Annotated in this window: 13 protein-coding genes; 9 read left to right on the top strand and 4 right to left on the bottom strand. The window is 43.5% G+C overall.

The window, feature by feature from the left end; translation table 11 throughout:
• Positions 1–451 precede the first annotated feature (451 nt).
• A complete protein-coding gene (locus tag A4V03_RS18770; RefSeq protein WP_065539927.1) occupies positions 452–1,165 on the top strand; it encodes a LexA family transcriptional regulator in 714 nt (237 codons plus the stop codon).
• Positions 1,166–1,442: 277 nt separating this feature from the next.
• Here the strand turns inward: A4V03_RS18770 and miaB are convergent, their stop codons facing one another.
• Positions 1,443–2,816 (bottom strand): tRNA (N6-isopentenyl adenosine(37)-C2)-methylthiotransferase MiaB, encoded by a 1,374-nt coding sequence (gene miaB / locus A4V03_RS18765; protein ID WP_065539926.1) that lies wholly within the window; start codon positions 2,814–2,816, stop codon positions 1,443–1,445.
• A gap of 345 nt (positions 2,817–3,161) precedes the next feature.
• On the opposite strand from miaB, the gene A4V03_RS18760 reads away from it, so the two are divergent.
• Together A4V03_RS18760 and A4V03_RS18755 are read left to right on the top strand one after the other, a co-directional pair.
• A complete protein-coding gene (locus A4V03_RS18760) occupies positions 3,162–3,647 on the top strand; it encodes a ferrichrome ABC transporter substrate-binding protein (RefSeq protein WP_065539925.1) in 486 nt (161 codons plus the stop codon).
• 171 nt (positions 3,648–3,818) lie between these two features.
• Positions 3,819–5,318: an acetyl-CoA hydrolase/transferase family protein gene (locus A4V03_RS18755; protein ID WP_065539924.1), complete on the top strand. Its 1,500-nt coding sequence runs from the start codon at positions 3,819–3,821 to the stop codon at positions 5,316–5,318.
• Between the two features lie 115 nt (positions 5,319–5,433).
• On the opposite strand, the gene dacB is transcribed toward A4V03_RS18755, so the two are convergent.
• From dacB to A4V03_RS18740, 3 genes are all read right to left on the bottom strand, one after another.
• A complete protein-coding gene (gene dacB, locus A4V03_RS18750; protein WP_065539923.1) occupies positions 5,434–6,852 on the bottom strand; it encodes a D-alanyl-D-alanine carboxypeptidase/D-alanyl-D-alanine endopeptidase in 1,419 nt (472 codons plus the stop codon).
• 10 nt (positions 6,853–6,862) lie between these two features.
• A complete protein-coding gene (gene lpdA, locus A4V03_RS18745; protein WP_065539922.1) occupies positions 6,863–8,206 on the bottom strand; it encodes a dihydrolipoyl dehydrogenase in 1,344 nt (447 codons plus the stop codon).
• A 175-nt stretch (positions 8,207–8,381) separates the two neighbouring features.
• A complete protein-coding gene (locus A4V03_RS18740; protein WP_065539921.1) occupies positions 8,382–8,822 on the bottom strand; it encodes a PH domain-containing protein in 441 nt (146 codons plus the stop codon).
• A gap of 106 nt (positions 8,823–8,928) precedes the next feature.
• Between A4V03_RS18740 and nadB the strand changes: the two genes are divergently transcribed.
• From nadB to A4V03_RS18710, 6 genes are all read left to right on the top strand, one after another.
• On the top strand, positions 8,929–10,500 hold the full coding sequence (gene nadB, locus A4V03_RS18735; protein WP_065539920.1) for an L-aspartate oxidase: 1,572 nt from the start codon (positions 8,929–8,931) through the stop codon (positions 10,498–10,500).
• 364 nt (positions 10,501–10,864) lie between these two features.
• Positions 10,865–11,923 (top strand): glycoside hydrolase family 130 protein, encoded by a 1,059-nt coding sequence (locus A4V03_RS18730; RefSeq protein WP_065539919.1) that lies wholly within the window; start codon positions 10,865–10,867, stop codon positions 11,921–11,923.
• Positions 11,923–13,185, top strand: a complete 1,263-nt coding sequence (locus A4V03_RS18725) for an MFS transporter (RefSeq protein WP_065539918.1) — start codon at positions 11,923–11,925, stop codon at positions 13,183–13,185. The genes A4V03_RS18730 and A4V03_RS18725 overlap by 1 nt, the downstream gene beginning before the upstream one ends.
• Complete coding sequence (locus A4V03_RS18720; protein ID WP_065539917.1) at positions 13,169–14,902, top strand: hypothetical protein; 1,734 nt, start codon at positions 13,169–13,171, stop codon at positions 14,900–14,902. The genes A4V03_RS18725 and A4V03_RS18720 overlap by 17 nt, the downstream gene beginning before the upstream one ends.
• Before the next feature lie 17 nt (positions 14,903–14,919).
• Positions 14,920–17,988 carry a SusC/RagA family TonB-linked outer membrane protein gene (locus A4V03_RS18715; protein ID WP_065539916.1) on the top strand — a complete coding sequence of 1,023 codons (3,069 nt, stop codon included), beginning with the start codon at positions 14,920–14,922 and terminating at the stop codon, positions 17,986–17,988.
• A gap of 24 nt (positions 17,989–18,012) precedes the next feature.
• Positions 18,013–19,566 (top strand): RagB/SusD family nutrient uptake outer membrane protein, encoded by a 1,554-nt coding sequence (locus A4V03_RS18710; protein WP_065539915.1) that lies wholly within the window; start codon positions 18,013–18,015, stop codon positions 19,564–19,566.
• The last annotated feature ends 29 nt before the right edge of the window (positions 19,567–19,595 follow it).

The following is a 19,595-nucleotide window of genomic DNA, read 5'->3' as shown; positions in this document are numbered from 1 at the left end:
CATCCAAATATGGAGTATTCGTATACAATATGTTATCCTTTTATTATCCTATTGCCAGGTATTAACATCTGGCGTTTCAGGTATTAATGGTTAGAGAATTGGCTGTTAATACTTGAGAGAAGAGCTATTAATACTTGAGAGGAGAGCTGTTTACAGCTATCAGCAAGCTTTCCGCAGGTGGCGGACGAGAAATTTTCAGGGTTTTGGTGTTTTTCTTGAAGTTTTGCATGGCATATCCATTTTTAATTTATATATTTGAAATATTTTCTATGAATCGATGGGACAAAGATAGAATATTTTTTCATAAAGAAAACTATGATTTTCGTTTTTAATCTTAACCATTTTACAACTCATTGATTATAAACATATAGAAAACGAAAAGTTTTTTCGTCAGCCATTATATAGCTGCCATTTATAAATCCGGAATTAGTCTTTTAAATAAAAAAACAGAATGGATACAAATTTGGATGTATTAGGTATCATCAAGCGTGCCAAACAGGCGTTAGACCTGAAAAAAGACAGCGAACTAGCTGGATACTTGGGAGTTTCAAGAGCCACAGTCACCAATTGGGGCGCACGAAACAGTATTGATTTCAAGTTATTGCTTGATAAGTTCGGAAACAAGGTAGACTACAACTGGCTATTGTTGGGAAAAGGAAATCCCGTGCACCAGCCGAGATTTTGTGAAAGCGAACTGGCGCAGGGAGAAGTCGACATTATACACAACCCGAAAACGCCCGAACCGATAGACGACCGTAGCGTGACATTGTACGACATTACGGCAGCTGCGAACTTGAAAACATTGTTCACCAACAAGCAGCAGTATGCGCTGGGGAAGATATTGATCCCCAATATATCCGTCTGCGACGGCGCGGTATATGTAAACGGGGACAGCATGTACCCTATATTGAAATCGGGAGACATTATCGGATACAAGGAAATCAGCAGTTTCGAAAACGTCATTTACGGGGAAATATACCTGGTGTCGTTTATGATTGACGGAGACGAGTATCTGGCTGTCAAATACGTGAACCGTTCGGACAAGGAAGGGCATCTAAAGCTCGTGAGCTATAATACTCACCACGAGCCGATGGATATTCCATTCGCGTCTATCAATGCGATGGCGATTGTGAAATTCTCCATTAGGAGGCACATGATGATGTAAGTTTCAAGGTTTCACCACAGAGGACACAGAGGACACGGAGGAGATAAAGGGGATGAAGGAATAAAAGGGGACGGAGGAGACAGAGGAATACTGATTTTTCATATTCATCCTCAAAGCTCCCCCGCAGGATGTGTTGCATAAGCGCAGTTGCCACATACCGCACAGGCAATCACAACTACAAAGCAACCACGACTACAAGGCACTCACAACTACAAGACAGCCACAACTATGAGAATAAAACCTCTGTGTCCTCTGCGTCCTCTGTGGTGAAATGAAATCAGATTTCCTCCCCCTTCAGCGTAGCCGAACTAGCCTCCGTGACACGCACATTGACGAAATCACCGACACGATGCGTACCCCTGTCGAACACCACCACACGGTTCTGCTCCGTACGCCCGAACAGCTGATCGCGCGAACGCTTGGAAACACCTTCCACAAGCACTTCATACGTCTTTCCGATGCAACGCTGGTTGGCTTCGGCAGACAGACGGTTCTGCAAGGCGATAATCTCATTCAGGCGGCGGATTTTCACCTCTTCGGGCACATTATCTTCGAGATGTTTGGAAGCATACGTCCCCGGACGCTCGGAATATTTAAACATGAAAGCAGCATCGTACCCGCACGCTTCCATCAGCGAAAGCGACATGGCATGATCTTCTTCCGTTTCAGAATGGAAACCGGAGAAAATATCGGTAGTCAGTCCGCAATCGGGGATGATGCGTTTGATAGCTGCCACGCGGTCCAAGTACCACTCACGGGTATACTTACGGTTCATCAGTTTCAGGATGCGGGAACTACCGCTCTGCACAGGCAGATGGATATGTTTACATACATTCGGCACTTGTGCAATCACCTCCAGCGTTTCGTCACTCATATCCTTCGGATGGGAAGTCGTGAAACGAATACGTACCCCCGGAGCAGCTTCTGCCACTGTTCGGAGCAACATCGGGAAGGTAACCACTTCTCCTGTCGGTCTCTCAAAACGGTATGAGTTGACATTTTGCCCCAACAGGGTAACTTCTTTATAACCTTTTGCCACCAAGTCCGCCACTTCATTGAGGATGCTTTCCACGTCACGGCTACGCTCACGCCCGCGAGTGTAGGGAACGATGCAATAAGTGCAGAAATTGTTGCAACCGCGCATGATGGACACAAAGCCGGAAATATGATTGCCACAGATACGCGACGGAATCACATCCCGATAAGTTTCGGTAGTAGAAAGCTCCACATTGATTGCTTTCTCGCCAGACTCTACGGCAGCAATCAAATCGGGCAACGTCAGGTAAGCATCCGGACCGACTACCAGGTCGACATGATGATTCGTGATCAGATCATCCTTTACCCGTTCGGCCATACAGCCCAACACACCCACAATCAGGCGCTTTTTCTTTTTCTTCAGCGAGTGGAAAAACTCCAGGCGGTTCAGGATCTTCTGCTCCGCATTGTCGCGGATAGAACAGGTGTTCATAAACACAGCGTCAGCCTCTTCCAGCGTTTCAGCTACGGAATATCCCGCCATTTGCATCACCGATGCAATCACCTCACTATCGGCTACGTTCATCTGGCAGCCGTATGTTTCGATAAACAACTTCTTGTTGTCATCAGTCATTTCAGTTGCGGATTTAAAGTCCGCTCCCGTTAATTCGTTCATATTCAAATTATAAATTAAAGATTCGGCTGCAAAGATACGGCTTCGCTTTCAATAAGTGGCGAATTGGCACAAAAATAACGCAAAAACTTATGGTTTAGCATGTCAAGTTGTAATTTATGTTAAGAGAATAAACATTTTCCGGTGACATACTTGGCAAATTTAAATTTATTTTTCACATTTGTGCAATGAAAGAAACATTAGATTTTTTCATAGTTAAGGTTTAGGTTAAAAAAATTAAGGGGAGCTGTGAAGCTGCCCTTTTTTCATGCCCAAATGTTAGTTCAAACCAGATAAAATACCTACCTTTGGCGGATAACTATGATAACTATTTAGATGTGAAGCACTATGGAAGATTTTATGAGATATCTCTTGATAGCAGGCATCATGCTTGTGGGAATATACAAAGAGGTGAATAAAAACAACAAGGCGAAAAAGGCGAAAAAGACTAAAGCCAAGCACCCCGTTCCCCCAATGCCATCTTCGGTTGAAGTAAGCCCCGATGCCGTTCCCATACCCGAAGCGTGGGGCAGCCTCAAACCCATGGACGAACTGCTCCGGCCGATTCCGCTCGAACAACCGGCTTCCAAACCATTCTCCAAACAGAAAACTTCGAAGCAGCAAACTTCGAAACAAAAAAAGAGAAAAGAGGAAGTATCCGTGGCTGCATCTCTTGCAAACAGCGCTGCACAAGATGAACGGAACAACCGGCAAGGTGCCCATTACAACACTCCCCACGACTCACCCGACAATAAAGAAGATTTTACGATTCATTCGGCAGAAGAAGCTCGCCGAGCCATTATCTGGGGAGAAATTCTTCAACGGAAATATTGACCGATAGTCGGAGGAGGGTTCTTTTAAGTATTAAGTATCAAGTATTAGATATTAAGTATCAAATATTAAGTATTAAACATGGGGTATCAGGTATCAGCCTGTATACGTACATTTTGAGCGAATTTTTAACTAATTAGATATCAACTGTATTTAACACGAAATTTACTATTTATGTCACTCAATCGTATTTCGGCAGCGGAAGCTGCAAGCCTGATCAAACATGGCTACAACATCGGCCTAAGCGGATTTACTCCCGCCGGAACGGCCAAGGCTGTAACAGCCGAGCTCGCAAAAATTGCTGAAGCAGAGCATGCGAAAGGAAACCCGTTTCAAGTAGGAATTTTCACAGGTGCATCGACAGGAGAGTCCTGCGACGGCATACTGTCACGCGCCAAAGCCATCCGCTACCGCGCCCCTTATACTACCAACGCTGATTTCCGCAAGGCCGTGAACAACGGAGAGATTGCCTACAACGACATACACCTCTCACAGATGGCACAGGAAGTGCGCTACGGATTCATGGGCAAAGTGAACGTGGCCATCATCGAAGCATGCGAAGTGACTCCCGACGGAAAGATTTATCTGACTGCCGCCGGTGGTATTTCCCCGACGATCTGCCGTCTTGCCGACCAGATCATCGTGGAGTTGAACAGCGCACACAGCAAATCCGGCATGGGTATGCACGACGTATACGAACCGCTCGACCCTCCTTACCGCCGCGAAATTCCTATCTATAAACCGAGTGACCGCATCGGACTGCCTTACATCCAGGTAGACCCGAAAAAGATTATAGGCGTAGTGGAAACCAACTGGCCGGATGAAGCGCGTTCTTTCGCCGCTGCCGATCCGTTGACCGACAAAATCGGACAAAATGTGGCCGATTTCCTCGCTGCCGACATGAAACGTGGTGTCATCCCGTCTACTTTCTTACCCCTGCAATCGGGTGTAGGAAACATCGCCAACGCCGTGCTCGGTGCATTGGGACGTGACAAAACGATTCCTCCATTCGAAATGTACACAGAGGTAATACAGAACTCCGTGATCGGACTGATTCGCGAAGGACGTATCAAATTTGGTAGTACCTGCTCACTGACTGTAACAAACGACTGTCTGGAAGGTATTTACAACGATATGGATTTCTTCCGCGATAAGCTGGTTCTCCGTCCGTCGGAAATCTCAAACAGCCCCGAAATAGTACGCCGCCTCGGTGTCATTTCTATCAATACGGCCATCGAAGTCGACCTGTACGGCAATGTAAACTCTACTCATATCGGCGGAACAAAAATGATGAACGGTATCGGTGGTTCGGGAGACTTTACCCGCAACGCCTACATCTCTATCTTCACTTGTCCGTCTGTGGCTAAAGAAGGTAAGATCAGCGCCATCGTGCCGATGGTATCCCACCACGACCACACGGAGCACGATGTCAATATCGTTATCACCGAGCAAGGTGTTGCCGATCTTCGTGGCAAGAGTCCGAAAGAACGTGCACAAGCCATCATCGAAAACTGTGCTCATCCTGACTACAAAGAGCTTCTTTGGGATTATCTCAAACTGGCAGGTAACCGCGCGCAGACTCCACACGCTATTCAGGCTGCACTTGGCATGCACGCAGAGTTGGCTAAAAGCGGCGATATGAAGAATACAAATTGGGCTGAATACACCAAGTAAATAGAATACAGGATTTACAACATTCGATTCAAAACAAGTATAATTGTATTCTCTGGTAAACAAAATCCAACTATTTTTGTTTATTAGAGAATACAATTATCTTTTTATAGAAAAATCAATAAAGCCCTCCATAAAGAGTAATCACCTCACACACCTTATCCTGAAATGCCCGTGCCTTAGCCGCCGAAAGCACATTCTGATTCATAATGGCAAATGCCACTTCATGTCCGTTTTTCATCTTCAGATAGCCCGCAAGCGCATTTATTGCCGTAAACGAGCCTGTTTTGGCATGAACATTCCGGAAAACAGGGGTACCCTTCATCCGGAATTTCAATGTTCCGTCCACTCCGCCAACGGGAAGAGATTTATATAACATCTGAAACACCTTTGTTTGCGAGTACGCATATTTCAGAAAGTCTACCAGCAGGGCAGGAGAGAGGTAATTATAATTGGACAGTCCGCAACCGTCGGCAATCTTATAATCTTTCGGGTCATGCCCCAGGCGGCGGATCAGCTTCATTATTTCGAGAATACCATCTTCGGCAGCTACCTGCTTCTTTCCCGTAGCCTGCGCCCCTAAGCGACAGAGCAATGCTTCCGCATTGAGATTATCACTCTCTTTCATCAACTGGTTCAGCACTTTCTGCACGGGAGTATTCCAACAAGCCATCCGTTCTACAGTCACACTGTCGCGGGGCAATTCGGCAAAGCCATACGACTGGGGAGTTGTGATTCCTCTCCCACGAAGACGCTCCAAGAAAGTATGCATAAAGAAACGGGGAGAATCATAGATGTTGACATCATCTTTTCGAATCGAAGTGACATTTCCCGAAACAAGGAGATTGTTTCCATTCGTCAACCAGTCTCTCGTGAAAGAGAATCTTCCGGCAGAAGAGGTACGTGTTTTCGTCTGATTCGTCACTGTATAATAGGAGGATACAGGTTGACAGGAGACACTTGCTGTATCTCCCTGCACCGTAGAGGGAACGACAGAAACCTGTACAGTCCCCTTGCAAAACATCAATGGAGAGAGATAAGGCTGATAGCCCGCAGGAGTATCGTCCCACGCCCATCCGCTACCCCAATAAAGGGAGTCTTTCATCGAAACATCACCATATACCTGCCCGTTAATCACCGAAAAAGGGAAAGTGATTACCTCTTCTACCAATGAATCCATCGACTGGCTGTCAAATTCCGGATCGAATCTGCCTACCACATACAGGTTGCCTTGCAAGGTATCATGCTCTATCACGCCATCATGCCATACTTCTGTGCGGAAAGGCTCGTTGGCTTCGGGGCGGGAAAGTGCGGTAATAGCCGTCAACAGCTTCATGGTAGAGGCAGGACGTGAAAGTTTCTCCGCACGATAGTTATAAAGTGATTTCTTAGCCGTCAGATCGTAGACGGATATGCCGACTTCGGATGCTTCGGGGAGCATCTTCTTGATAAGCGAGTCTATCCGGGAGAAATTTTGTTGTCCCCAAAGTGGCAACAAACAAACTGAAAGGGCGACTAACAAAAGACTTTTTTTCATATAACACTGTTTATAACACTTCCCGGAAAATCTCTCCTACCGTAGGATGCGGGAAAACAATCTTTTTCCATTGCGCTGCCGTCAATCCAAGCTCAATGGCAGTGCCCGCAAGAGTGATAATCTCCGAAGCCGGATTGCCCAACACATGGACTCCAATCACCCGCTGCTGTTCATCCAACAATACTTTGCAGACTCCGTTGACGCCTTCATTCTCCGCCACAAAACGGCCGGAGTAAGCCATCGGAAGTTTGATAACCTGATAATTGATTCCTTTCGTTGACGCCGATTCCTCCGTTTCACCCACTCCGGCAATCTCCGGATTGGTATAGACTACGCCCGGAATAGCCCGATAACTCATGGCATCTTCCTTTCCCAAGATGGAATGTACGGCAACTTCCGCTTCACGAACAGCCGTATGGGCGAGCAAAGAGAATCCTGTCAGGTCACCACAAACATACACGCCCGGCACAGAAGTCTGCATCTTTTCATTAACTCTGATAGCGCCACGCTCTGTCTTCTCCAAATTCAGGTTTTCGAGCCCGAAACCTTTCGTCACCGGGCGACGACCGACACTCATCAACAGCTTCTCTGCAATGACACTGCCGTTTCCCTCTGCGTTCTCATAAGAAACAACAGCCCCTTCTTCCGTTTGCGACAAGCCGACCACTTTCGTACTAAGCAGGAATTTAATACCTCGTTTTGCATATTCCGCACGAAGCAAAGCGGAAAGCTCCTTATCCATTCCACCCAGAATTTCGTCCATCATCTCAACCACCGTCACTTGTACTCCCAAACTATTGAAGAACGACGCAAACTCCATACCGATTACCCCGCCACCAACAATAGCCAGAGAAGCCGGCAATTCTTTACTGTCCAAAGCATCCCTGTGCGTCCAGTAGTTCACCGCATCCACTCCCGGAATAGGAGGAATAAAGGTTTCCGAACCCGTACATAATATCAGATTCTCTCCTTCGTAAGTCTCTTCCCCGCAGCGAACCGTATTTTTATCAATGATCTGCGCTTCTCCTGATACAATTGTAACATGGTTGGCAGTCAGCTTCGCTCTCACTCCCAGCACCAGTTTACGCACTACCTTACTTTTACGCGCTATTATCTTAGGCAAATCGAAAGAGACTTCCGGGATATTGACTGCATACTTTGATGCATGTTTTGCACTGTCATAAGTCTTTGCCGAATACAACAATGTTTTCGTAGGAATACAGCCTTCATTCAGGCAGACGCCACCCAGACTATTCTTCTCGATAAGCAATACGCTCAAACCGCCTTTACCGGCAGTTTCGGCAGCCGTATATCCCGCAGGACCGCCACCAATGATAATTACTTGATATTTCATAGTATATAATTTGTTTATCTTTATGCCTTCACAATTAGTTTTTATACTAAATTAGGCACGGATTACACGGATTTTTGAATGATAGATATGTAAAAACACAACAGCGTCCATCTGTGTAATCCGTGCCTAATAATATAAGATTATATGATAAAACACTTATTATCAGAATCCTCTATCAATCATTCTTTTGAGATTCTACCGTCTCCATACTCTTTACTTTCTTTGCGAACATCCTCTTTTCGAGCACCTCTGCAAACTCCTGTTCCTTAACAGGCATCACCGAAACAAACTTCCCTTTTCCGTATTCTATCAGGATATAATCCGTCACCGAAAAACGGCCGAATTTCATGGAATGGTATTTCCTGACTGCGGTAATTTCGGAAAGCGGGATGATCTTCTTGCGAATAAAACGGCCACGTGAGACTTCCAGATCACCGTTTGTTGTCAATGTATAAGTAGTGTGTATAATTTGTTCGATCACTACAATCAGCATCAACACAAACAGTACCGCCACCAAGATATATTTACACCACAATGCGCCGACGGCATTTACAGTAAGCACCACCAACAGGAAATATTGGTACCAGGCGATGCGGGCATGAAAAATTCGATTCATTTTGTCAGATTTTTGCCTGCAAGGTAGCAATTTTATGAATTAATGACAACGAAAAGTACAACGAAGTAACTTATTTTGTAGCTTTGCGGTGAGAAATAACAAGATTATGGTAAGAAAATTCGATTTCCTCGTTATCGGTTCCGGAATTGCCGGTATGAGTTTTGCGCTGAAAGTGGCGCACAAAGGTAAAGTTGCTCTTATCTGTAAAAGTGGGCTGGAAGAAGCCAATACGTACTTCGCCCAGGGAGGTGTAGCCTCCGTCACCAACCTTCTGGTGGATAATTTCGACAAGCACATTGAAGACACAATGATTGCCGGCGACTGGATCAGTAACCGTGCCGCAGTAGAAAAAGTAGTGCGCGAAGCTCCCGCACAAATTGAAGAACTGATTAAGTGGGGAGTGGACTTTGACAAGAACGAGAAAGGCGAATTTGACTTGCACCGCGAAGGCGGACATTCGGAGTTCCGTATTCTTCACCATAAAGATAATACGGGAGCAGAAATTCAAGACAGCCTGATTAAAGCCGTGCAACGCCATCCGAATATCACGGTCATCGAAAACCAGTTTGCCATTGAAATCCTGACACAGCATCACCTGGGTGTAACCGTAACCCGCCAGACACCGGACATCAAATGTTATGGTGCTTATATCCTCGATCCGAAAACGGGAAAAGTAGATACGTATCTTGCTAAAGTGACGCTAATGGCTACCGGTGGAGTAGGAGCCGTTTATAAAACGACCACTAACCCGCTAGTCGCTACCGGAGACGGTATCGCTATGGTGTATCGTGCCAAAGGTACGGTGAAGGATATGGAGTTTGTACAATTCCATCCTACTGCCCTGTATCATCCGGGAGACCGTCCTTCTTTCCTGATAACGGAAGCAATGCGTGGTTACGGAGGCGTACTGCGTACAATGGACGGTAAAGAGTTCATGCAGAAATACGATCCCCGTCTTTCGCTCGCTCCCCGTGACATCGTGGCACGCGCCATCGACAACGAGATGAAGAACCGCGGAGACGACCATGTATACCTGGACGTCACCCACAAAGATCCCGAAGAAACAAAGAAACACTTCCCCAATATCTACGAGAAATGTCTTAGCCTAGGCATCGACATCACGAAAGATTATATCCCGGTAGCCCCTGCCGCCCATTATCTCTGCGGAGGTATCCTTGTCGACCTCGACGGACAATCTTCCATCGAACGCCTTTATGCCGTGGGAGAATGTTCCTGCACAGGATTGCATGGAGGCAACCGCCTGGCTTCCAACTCACTGATAGAAGCAGTCGTATATGCCGATGCTGCCGCCAAACACAGTTTGCAAGTGATCGATCAATATTCTTATAATGAAGATATTCCCGAATGGAATGACGAAGGAACCCGTTCGCCGGAAGAAATGGTGCTCATTACGCAAAGTATAAAGGAAGTGAACCAAATTATGAGTACGTATGTAGGCATTGTCCGCAGCGACCTCCGTCTGAAACGTGCCTGGGACAGACTCGATATTATCTACGAAGAGACTGAAAGCCTGTTCAAACGTAGCGTAGCGTCCAGAGAAATCTGCGAATTGCGTAATATGGTGAATGTGGGTTATCTGATTATGCGCCAAGCAATGGAGCGTAAGGAAAGCCGCGGATTACATTATACGATAGATTATCCGCACGTGAAGAAATAGGATTTACAGTATTATTTTTATTAAAAAGAAAAAACAAGAGGCTTCCTCAAATTATATTTTTGAGTTTGGCCTCTTATTTTTTTATCTTTATATGTTTCTTTTGCACTCCTCAAAGAAACTATACTATACACTTATGAGAATATAATACACTTCAACGAGCTGCGCATCCATCTATAAATCAGGCATTTAAATAGCAACAGCATATAAATACGAATATCTCTGCCTCTTCTAAAATCATTCCCCAATATCATCCTCTTAAAACATGTTCTTGAGCATGTGTACACCTCTTTGAGAATATAGTAAACGCTTTCCTGTCTCTCATCTCATACTTTTGTTCACAGAAATAATCACTAATCGAAATATTATGGATATAGCTAAAAGATGTGAGCAGAACCCCCTACTGGCTCCAAAAGATTTAAAAGCGGGAATCAACGGAATGGAAATTACATGTTTGTTAAATCCCGGAGTTTTCAAATATCAAGGCAAAATTTGGTTACTTTTGCGCGTCGCAGAGAGACCTATACAGAAAGAAGGAATTATCAGTTTTCCTATATACAATGAACAAGGAAAAATAGAAGTGGTTTCGTTTTTAAAGAATGATCCCGATTTGGATGCTTCAGACCCACGCGTTATCGGTTACAAAGGAAAGAATTATCTGACTACGATGTCTTACTTACGATTGGTTTCAAGTACCGACGGTATTCACTTCAAAGATGAACCGGAATTTCCACCCATTTTCGGAAAAGGAGAGCTGGAAGCATTCGGTATTGAGGATTGCCGTGTTGCAACAACCGAAGATGGTTTTTACCTTACTTTCACAGAAGTATCGTCGGTAGCTGTAGGGGTTGGACTGATTCACACCAATGATTGGAAAAACTATACACGGCATGGAATGATATTCCCACCGCATAACAAAGATTGTGCATTGTTCGAACAGAAGATAGGTGACAAGTATTTCGCTCTTCATCGCCCGAGCAGTCCCGAACTTGGCGGCAATTATATATGGTTGGCAGAATCGCCCGACCGCTTGCATTGGGGAAACCACAAATGTGTGGCAACCACTCGTGACGGAATGTGGGATTGCGCACGTGTAGGGGCAGGGGCAGCTCCAATAAAGACAGAAGAAGGCTGGCTGGAGATTTATCATGGAGCCGATTTTAATCACCGTTATTGCTTGGGGGCTTTATTACTCGATTTAAATGACCCGTCAAAAGTGATTGCAAGAAGCGAAGAACCGATCATGGAACCTATCGCCGCTTATGAGCAAACAGGTTTCTTCGGAAATGTAGTTTTCACTAATGGGCATTTGGTGGACGACGATACGATAACCATGTATTATGGAGCAAGCGATGAAGTGATTTGTAAGGCAGAGCTTTCCATTTCAGAGATATTAAATGTATTAAAACAGACACAAGAGAAGTAATGAATAAACTGAAAAAAGAATATCTGTTCTTTAAGCAACAGGAACCTAACATGAGAACACTGTTGGTTACCAATATGCTTTATGCATTGGTACTACCGATAGTAGAAATCTTTGTGGGAGCCTATATCATGAGAAACACGAGTGACCCCGTGATGGTTGCTTTTTATCAGCTGGCAATGTATATAGGCATCATTACTACCTCTCTTGTTAACGGTTATCTGCTAAAGAAATACAGTGTGAAGACACTTTATTCGGCAGGAATCCTGGTAAGTGGCATTTCCATGTTCGGTATGATGACTATCAAGTCACTTGGCTTCGTCGAACTTGGTCTGGCCGGCTTTTTAATGGGAGCAGCTTCTGGTTTCTTCTGGACCAACCGATACCTGCTGGCTCTCTATAATACCAACGACAACAGCCGTAACTATTTCTTCGGATTAGAGTCTTTCTTCTTTTCTATTACCTCCATCGGTGTTCCTTTAATTATAGGCGCATTTATCAGCCAGATAGATGGAAAAGAAGTTTTCGGATTCCTCTTCAATATCAATACCTCTTACTGTGTAGTTACGATGGCAGCAGTAGTCATTACCGTTATCGCCTGCATGACACTGTGGAAAGGTAAATTCGAGAACCCCAAAGAAACGAACTTCCTCTATTTCCGCTTCAACATACTTTGGAAAAAGATGCTGTGGCTAGCCGGATTGAAAGGAATGGTTCAAGGTTTTTTAGTAACGGCACCGGCTATATTGGTATTGAAGCTGGTAGGAGATGAAGGAGCGTTAGGATTGATTCAGGGAGTTAGCGGAGCATTGACCGCTGTCCTGGTGTATGTATTAGGACGTATGGCCCGCCCGCAAGACCGTTTGAAAATATTTGTAGGAGGACTAATCGTATTCTTTGTCGGTACACTATTCAACGGTATTCTCTTCTCTGCTACGGGAGTGATCCTTTTCGTCCTTTGCAAAGTGATATTCCAGCCTTTGTTCGACCTGGCTTACTTCCCCATTATGATGAGAACAATTGATGCAGTTGCAAAGATTGAGAATAGAAACGAATATGCATATATCCTAAGTCATGAGTTCGGCCTTTTCCTTGGAAGAGCTTTCGGTTTACTACTGTTTATCTTCCTTGCTTATTGTGTATCGCAGGATTTTGCATTGAAATATGCGCTGGTGATTGTTGCCGGATTACAATTAGCGGCATATCCTTTGGCTAAGAATATTACTAATCAAACTGATACTATTGAACATGAAAATGACAAGTAAAGGTGTTTTTGTACTTATGACCGTTTGTTTCTTGGCATCTTGCTCGGGCAACGGAAATAACTTTGGTGAAAAGGTAAAGCAGGTTTCCATCCATAGGGTAGACTCTATGCCTGATATGCCTGAAACTTATAAAATGCTGGACTGGAAGCAAAAAGCCCAAAAGTATGACCAGTTTATTTTTGACTGGAATAATAAAAGTGAAGTCGGACCATTAATCTGGTTAGATGACGCCCGCAGAAATATGGACCAGACTACATTTGGCTTATATACTGCCATTAAAGATATTCGTCAGGGAAAGAATGCCAATAACGGAGAGTTCCATGAAAGTCTGAACTCATTGGCTGCTATTCTTGGTGCCGGCCTTGTAGGGATTGACAAGACGAATCAAGACGGATATAACTATGTAAAAATGGTGCAGAATTATTTCAATTCTGATAACGGCTGGAATATAGTCATGAACAATACGACTCCGTCAGTAGCCCTTTTAGGAGGAGGCTATGGCCGTGACTGGTGGTATGATGTATTACCCAATGCCTTATATTATGCTATTTGCGATGTTTTCCCCAATGTAGACGGGGCAGAGAAGATACAAAAAAGTATTGCGGAGCAGTTTGTTAAAGCAGATTCTGTATTGAATGGAAACTACGACTATTCTTATTTTGACTATGCACAAATGAAAGGAATGGTTAATAATATTCCATTGCAACAAGACGCCGCCGGTGGGCATGCCTATGTATTGTTGTGTGCTTATCATAAGTTTGGTGATCCACGTTATCTGCAACATAGTAAAAGTGCCATCGAAGCCCTGCTTGCCCAAAAAGAAAGCCGTTTTTACGAGGCCCTTTTACCACTCGGAGTTTATACGGCAGCCTATTTGAATGCAGTAGAAGGAGCCAACTATGATGTAGCCAAACTTCTTGATTGGGTATTTGACGGATGTAAAAGCCCTACAGGAAGAACCGGTTGGGGAATTATTGTAGGAAAATGGGGTGACTATGATGTAAGCGGTCTGCAAGGAAGTATCACAGACGGCGGAGGATATGCATTCCTTATGAACAGTATCAAACCCGCCTGGCCTTTCATTCCGATGGTGAAATATCAGCCTCAATATGCAAAAGCTATCGGCAAGTGGATGTTGAACAATGCAAGTGCATGTCGTTTGTTCTATCCGGGGGAAATAGATGAAACACATCAATGGGCTCCTGAATTGAAGGACATTACTTATGACAATGTTTCTTATGAAGGTTTACGAAAAACGGATGACTATGGAAAAGCATCATTAAAAGGGGTTAGTCCGGTTGCAATCGGCGATGGTCCCAAATGGATAAAAGGTAATCCAACGGAAAGCATGTTCAGTGTTTACAGTTCTTCCCCTGTTGGTATTTTGGGGGCCATTGTTTGTCAAACGAATGTGGAGGGTATTCTCCGACTGGATTGCAATGTCACAGACTTCTATACAGAGAAACCTTATCCGGTCTATCTCTATTATAACCCTCATAAAGAGACCAAAACCATTACTTATCAAGCTACCCAACCATGCGATTTGTTTGATATTGTTGCCAAAGAATATATAGCAAAAAATATAAAGACAAATGGTTCCGTTGAGATCCCGGCCAATGACGCAAGAGTAATTGTGGAACTTCCCGCCGGAACAGAATTAGAACTGAAAGATGGTAAGATTATTGCGAATAAACAAAATATCATTTCATATAATTAAATCTAAGTGTATAAACTATGAGTAAGCATTTATTATTATTCATTCTTATTCTTGCTGTTTGCACAAATGTCTTTGCACAGCAAACCAAGAGTATTTCGGGTGTGGTATACGACAGTAATACCGGAGAGGCTTTAATTGGAGTTTCTGTTCTTGAAGTGGGAACGACCAATGGTACTATCACTGATTTTGACGGTAGATATACATTAAAAGTATCGTCAAATAAAGTTTCATTCTCGTATGTAGGTTTTAAAACTGAAATTGTAAACGTAACAAATAGCGGAACGTACAATGTAAATCTAGTGTCCGATAATAAATTGGATGAGGTTGTAGTGATTGGTTACGGTACTCAAAGAAAGAGTGACCTTACCGGTGCTTTGGCTTCTATAAGTAGTAAGGATATTAAGAACTATGCAGTGTCCAACGCATCCGAACTACTTACAGGTAAGGCAGCCGGCGTATTTGTTGCCGCCAGTTCCGGCCAGCCGGGATCGGATGCAGTGATCCGCGTGAGAGGTTTAGGGACCGTCAATGACAACAATCCATTGTACGTAGTTGATGGACAGTTCATGGATAACATCAGCAGCCTGAATCCATCTGATATTGAACGTATGGAAGTATTAAAAGATGCTTCAGCCTGCGCTATCTATGGTTCGAGAGGTTCTAATGGAGTAATCCTCATTACTACCAAGGGAGGGGTGAAAGGTGAAACGACTGTAACATTGGATGCTTATGTAGGTGTAAAAAACAGTTATAAAGCATTGAACATGATGAACAGCGACCAATACTACAACTTCATCATGAAAGCGTATGAAAACGATGCAAGCTTTCAAAACTCAATGAAGGATAAGTTTACCAATCAGTATCAGAAAGGCTATAATACCAACTGGTGGAATGAAGTAACCCGTACAGCTTTCAACCAGAACTATAATCTAAGCATCCGTAAGGGGACAGATAATTCGAGATCTTCTTTAAGTTTAGGATATGTAGACGATCAGGGTGCAATCATCACTACTGAATTCAAGAGACTTTCACTTAAAGCGAATCTTGAATATGATATCAACAAATTTATCACTGTTGGCGCCAATGTCAATCTGGCAAAGATAAGAAAACGTGACGCAGGAGCAATTCCTTCATTCGATTTCATTCAAAAAGCTGATCCTTTTACCCCTGTTATCAGCCCGTTGGTAGATCCGTCTTCTGAAAATTACGAATATAACAAATATGCGCCTACCGAGTGGTCTTACGACCCTAATCCGGTAGCCATGCTCGAACTTCCTAATAGATACAATGACATATTCAATGTATTTGGTAATGTGTTTGCCCAAATCAAATTGTATAAAGGATTGAGCTATCGGGTACAGTATAGTTTCGAAAGATACCATGATACTTTCAAGGATTTCCGCCCTGTCTATTCGTCTACTTTTTCGGAAGATAACTTAGCGAATCAGGAAAGTAAATATAATAAAGAAACTCAATTGAATAATAATAGCGCTGTTACTTCTAACTATCAGGTGGAACAACGCCTTAATTACAACACGACAATAGGCAGGCATAAATTGGATGCAATGGTTGCCATGACTTATGAGAAGAACAGCAGCGAAGGCATTAATGCATTTAAGAGAAAGGCTTTAGGTAACGATGAAATCTATCAGATACTTGATGCACAAACAGCCGGAGATAACACCTCGGGAGGTAAAGAAACATCTTCTATGTTGTCGTACCTGGGACGTATCAACTATGTATATGATGACAGATACCTTGCTACAGTCAATTTCCGTGCCGACGGTTCTTCAAGATTTGCCAAACGTAACCGTTGGGGCTATTTCCCATCAGTTTCATTAGGTTGGAGAGTGAGCAATGAAGAATTCTTTAAGAACCTGAACATTGAAAATACAATTTCCAATTTAAAACTGCGTGTAGGTTGGGGACAGAATGGTAACCAACGAATCGACAGAGACGCACCTCTTACGTTGATTGGTACCAATAATGAAAATCAATGGTACTTTGGAAACGGGTACTCACAAGGTTACGTTCCGACTTATGTGGGAAATGCAGATATTAAATGGGAAACCAGCCAACAAACCAATGTCGGTTTAGATATGTCTTTCTTTAAAAACAGCCTTGATGTAAGCATGGACTTTTATGTAAAGAAAACAAGTGACATGTTGCTGAATATGCCTATTCCTTCTTTTGGCGCCTTCCCTAACAGCCCCTTCTTCAATGCGGGAGACTTGAAGAATACCGGTTTTGAAATAGTAGTCAACTACCGTAACCAGATAGGAAAAGACTTTAATTACAATGTAGGGCTGAACATGTCTACTTATAAGACAGAGGTAACCAAACTTACATCGGAATATTTGAGTGGGAATACCAGCCGTACATATGTAGGAGGTCCTATCGGACGTTTCTGGGGGTACAAACAAATAGGAATATTCCAGAATCAGGAAGAGATAGACAATTATGTGGATAAGAATGGTACCAAGATTCAGCCTAATGCACAACCGGGTGATTTTAAGTTTGCCAAATTAGGAGAATCAGGCGAATTGAATGATGATGATGACCGTACTTTTATCGGTGATCCTAATCCGGACCTCATTTATGGTTTCAACTTAGGATTCAGTTATAAGAACTTTGATGTAAGTATGGCATTCCAGGGAACTATTGGAAATGACATCTGGAACATCGCTAAAGGAAGCCTTGCTTCAGCAGGACGCCAGAATGCGTTGGCGGATGCTTACACAAAAGCATGGACAAAAGACGGGGATTTGGATGCTGTATATCCACGCATAACCAACTCTGACTCTAACAATAATATGAGAGGTTCTTCTTTCTATGTGGAGAACGGTTCTTATCTGCGTTTGCAGAATATGCAAATAGGTTATACACTGCCGAGTCACATTTGCCAGAAGAGCAAACTGTTTTCAAGTTGTAGATTCTATGTGAGCGGTCAGAATATATTTACTTTAACCGGTTATTCCGGACTTGATCCGGAACTGGGTATCAATAACCCATTGGATATGGGAGTGGATACTACACGTTATCCGTCTTCACGTACATTCACTTTTGGAGTTAATTTGCAATTTTAAATCTAGCTAAAAAGACATTACATTATGAGAAAAATATTATTTATAATATGCTGGGCTCTTGCCGGAGTGGGGTTGTATAGCTGCTCTCTCGACGAACCAAGTTATGGTAAAACCACAAGCGATAATTATTATCAGAAGGAAAGCGATATTGAACAAGCCTTGACTGGAGCTTATCTTCAATTACGTACAACTTGGAATGAATATGCATTAAATCATTATTTTGTAGGTGATTGCAGTACGGATGATGCTCTAAAAGGAGGAGGAAATGACGGTGACCGTGCCGAAGTACGCGACTTGTCCGACTTTACAATCTACACAACCAATGGTGAAGTAGGACGTCGTTGGGAGATTCTGTACAGATTAATCAATCGCTGTAACGATGTGATTTATTATGCTCCTGATGCAATAGGAAACGAAGAACTATTGAAACGTTATGCAAACGAGGCAAAAGCATTGAGAGCATTCGGATATTATTGTCTGGTCACTACATTCGGAGAAGTGCCTCTAATCACTACGCCGATGCAACCCGCTGAAATACTGCAAATACCCCGCTCCCCATTGGAGAAGGTATATGAATGTATTGTGAATGATTTAACTGATGCCTCCGCACTTCCTGCAAAAGGAGATTACTCTGAAGATGATGCTTATCGTGCAACACGCGGCTTTGCAAAAACAATGCTTGCTAAAACATACATGTTCAAAGGTGATTTTATCTCTGCCGAAACGGTACTTCATGATATTATTGAAGTGGACAAAGACTATACATTGTTGAGTGATTACGGCATGAACTGGCGCACTGAATATGAAAACAGTTCGGAATCAGTATTTGAGATTGCCAACAAAGTATATGATAAAAACATTGCCACAGGTACCAATGTTCCCCACTTCTTCACAAGCAGACGCATCTCCGGTTATCAGGGATATGGATTTCATGTACCGACCCAAGACCTCTATGATGCCTTTGATGCAGATGACCCGCGTATTACTTATGTATTCACACAAACTGGTGACAGATATAAAGGTGATACTGAAGCGCAAGACAACGCTGAATCTCCAAGCGGTTATCATGATTACAAGATGACTGTGCCAGCAGTAGAAAAAACTGGTTTCGACGTCTGGATGATTAGTTACAACATTCGTTTGATCCGTTATTCCGATGTTCTCTTGATGTATGCCGAAGTATTAAACGAAAACGGAAAACCAGGGCTTGCACTTCCTTACCTGAATGATGTAAGAGAAAGAGCCCGCAAAACTAATCCGATAGATCCGAGAAGAGATCAACAGGCGTATATCCCTGCTACAACAACTAATACACTGCCCGACATAACAGAAACCGACCAAGAGCGTCTGAAAGAAATCATCTGGAAGGAACGTCGTTGTGAATTGGCAATGGAAGGATGGAGACGGGATGACCTGATGAGACAAAAACGTTTCGGAACCGTTATGCGTGCTTATGCAACCAAATATAATACATCGAAAGGTGCCAATTTTAGAGACGACAGAGATTATCTGTTTCCGATACCGCAAGGTGAAAGGGATAAGAGCAACAATATTCTTTCCCAAAATCCGGGTTTTTAATATGAATAAAATGAGGGGGCGGATTTTAT

This window comes from Bacteroides caecimuris (genome assembly GCF_001688725.2).
Lineage (GTDB): Bacteria > Bacteroidota > Bacteroidia > Bacteroidales > Bacteroidaceae > Bacteroides > Bacteroides caecimuris.
Note: the sequence above shows the minus strand (reverse complement) of the source record. Positions and strands in the feature narration are given on the sequence as shown.

What these genes read in the sequence shown, in the direction of transcription:
- A4V03_RS18770 (WP_065539927.1), top strand. Translation starts at nt 452, where the DNA reads ATGGATACAAATTTGGATGTATTAGGTATCATCAAGCGTGCCAAACAG.
- miaB (WP_065539926.1), bottom strand. Translation starts at nt 2,816, where the DNA reads ATGAACGAATTAACGGGAGCGGACTTTAAATCCGCAACTGAAATGACT.
- A4V03_RS18760 (WP_065539925.1), top strand. Translation starts at nt 3,162, where the DNA reads ATGGAAGATTTTATGAGATATCTCTTGATAGCAGGCATCATGCTTGTG.
- A4V03_RS18755 (WP_065539924.1), top strand. Translation starts at nt 3,819, where the DNA reads ATGTCACTCAATCGTATTTCGGCAGCGGAAGCTGCAAGCCTGATCAAA.
- dacB (WP_065539923.1), bottom strand. Translation starts at nt 6,852, where the DNA reads ATGAAAAAAAGTCTTTTGTTAGTCGCCCTTTCAGTTTGTTTGTTGCCA.
- lpdA (WP_065539922.1), bottom strand. Translation starts at nt 8,206, where the DNA reads ATGAAATATCAAGTAATTATCATTGGTGGCGGTCCTGCGGGATATACG.
- A4V03_RS18740 (WP_065539921.1), bottom strand. Translation starts at nt 8,822, where the DNA reads ATGAATCGAATTTTTCATGCCCGCATCGCCTGGTACCAATATTTCCTG.
- nadB (WP_065539920.1), top strand. Translation starts at nt 8,929, where the DNA reads ATGGTAAGAAAATTCGATTTCCTCGTTATCGGTTCCGGAATTGCCGGT.
- A4V03_RS18730 (WP_065539919.1), top strand. Translation starts at nt 10,865, where the DNA reads ATGGATATAGCTAAAAGATGTGAGCAGAACCCCCTACTGGCTCCAAAA.
- A4V03_RS18725 (WP_065539918.1), top strand. Translation starts at nt 11,923, where the DNA reads ATGAATAAACTGAAAAAAGAATATCTGTTCTTTAAGCAACAGGAACCT.
- A4V03_RS18720 (WP_065539917.1), top strand. Translation starts at nt 13,169, where the DNA reads ATGAAAATGACAAGTAAAGGTGTTTTTGTACTTATGACCGTTTGTTTC.
- A4V03_RS18715 (WP_065539916.1), top strand. Translation starts at nt 14,920, where the DNA reads ATGAGTAAGCATTTATTATTATTCATTCTTATTCTTGCTGTTTGCACA.
- A4V03_RS18710 (WP_065539915.1), top strand. Translation starts at nt 18,013, where the DNA reads ATGAGAAAAATATTATTTATAATATGCTGGGCTCTTGCCGGAGTGGGG.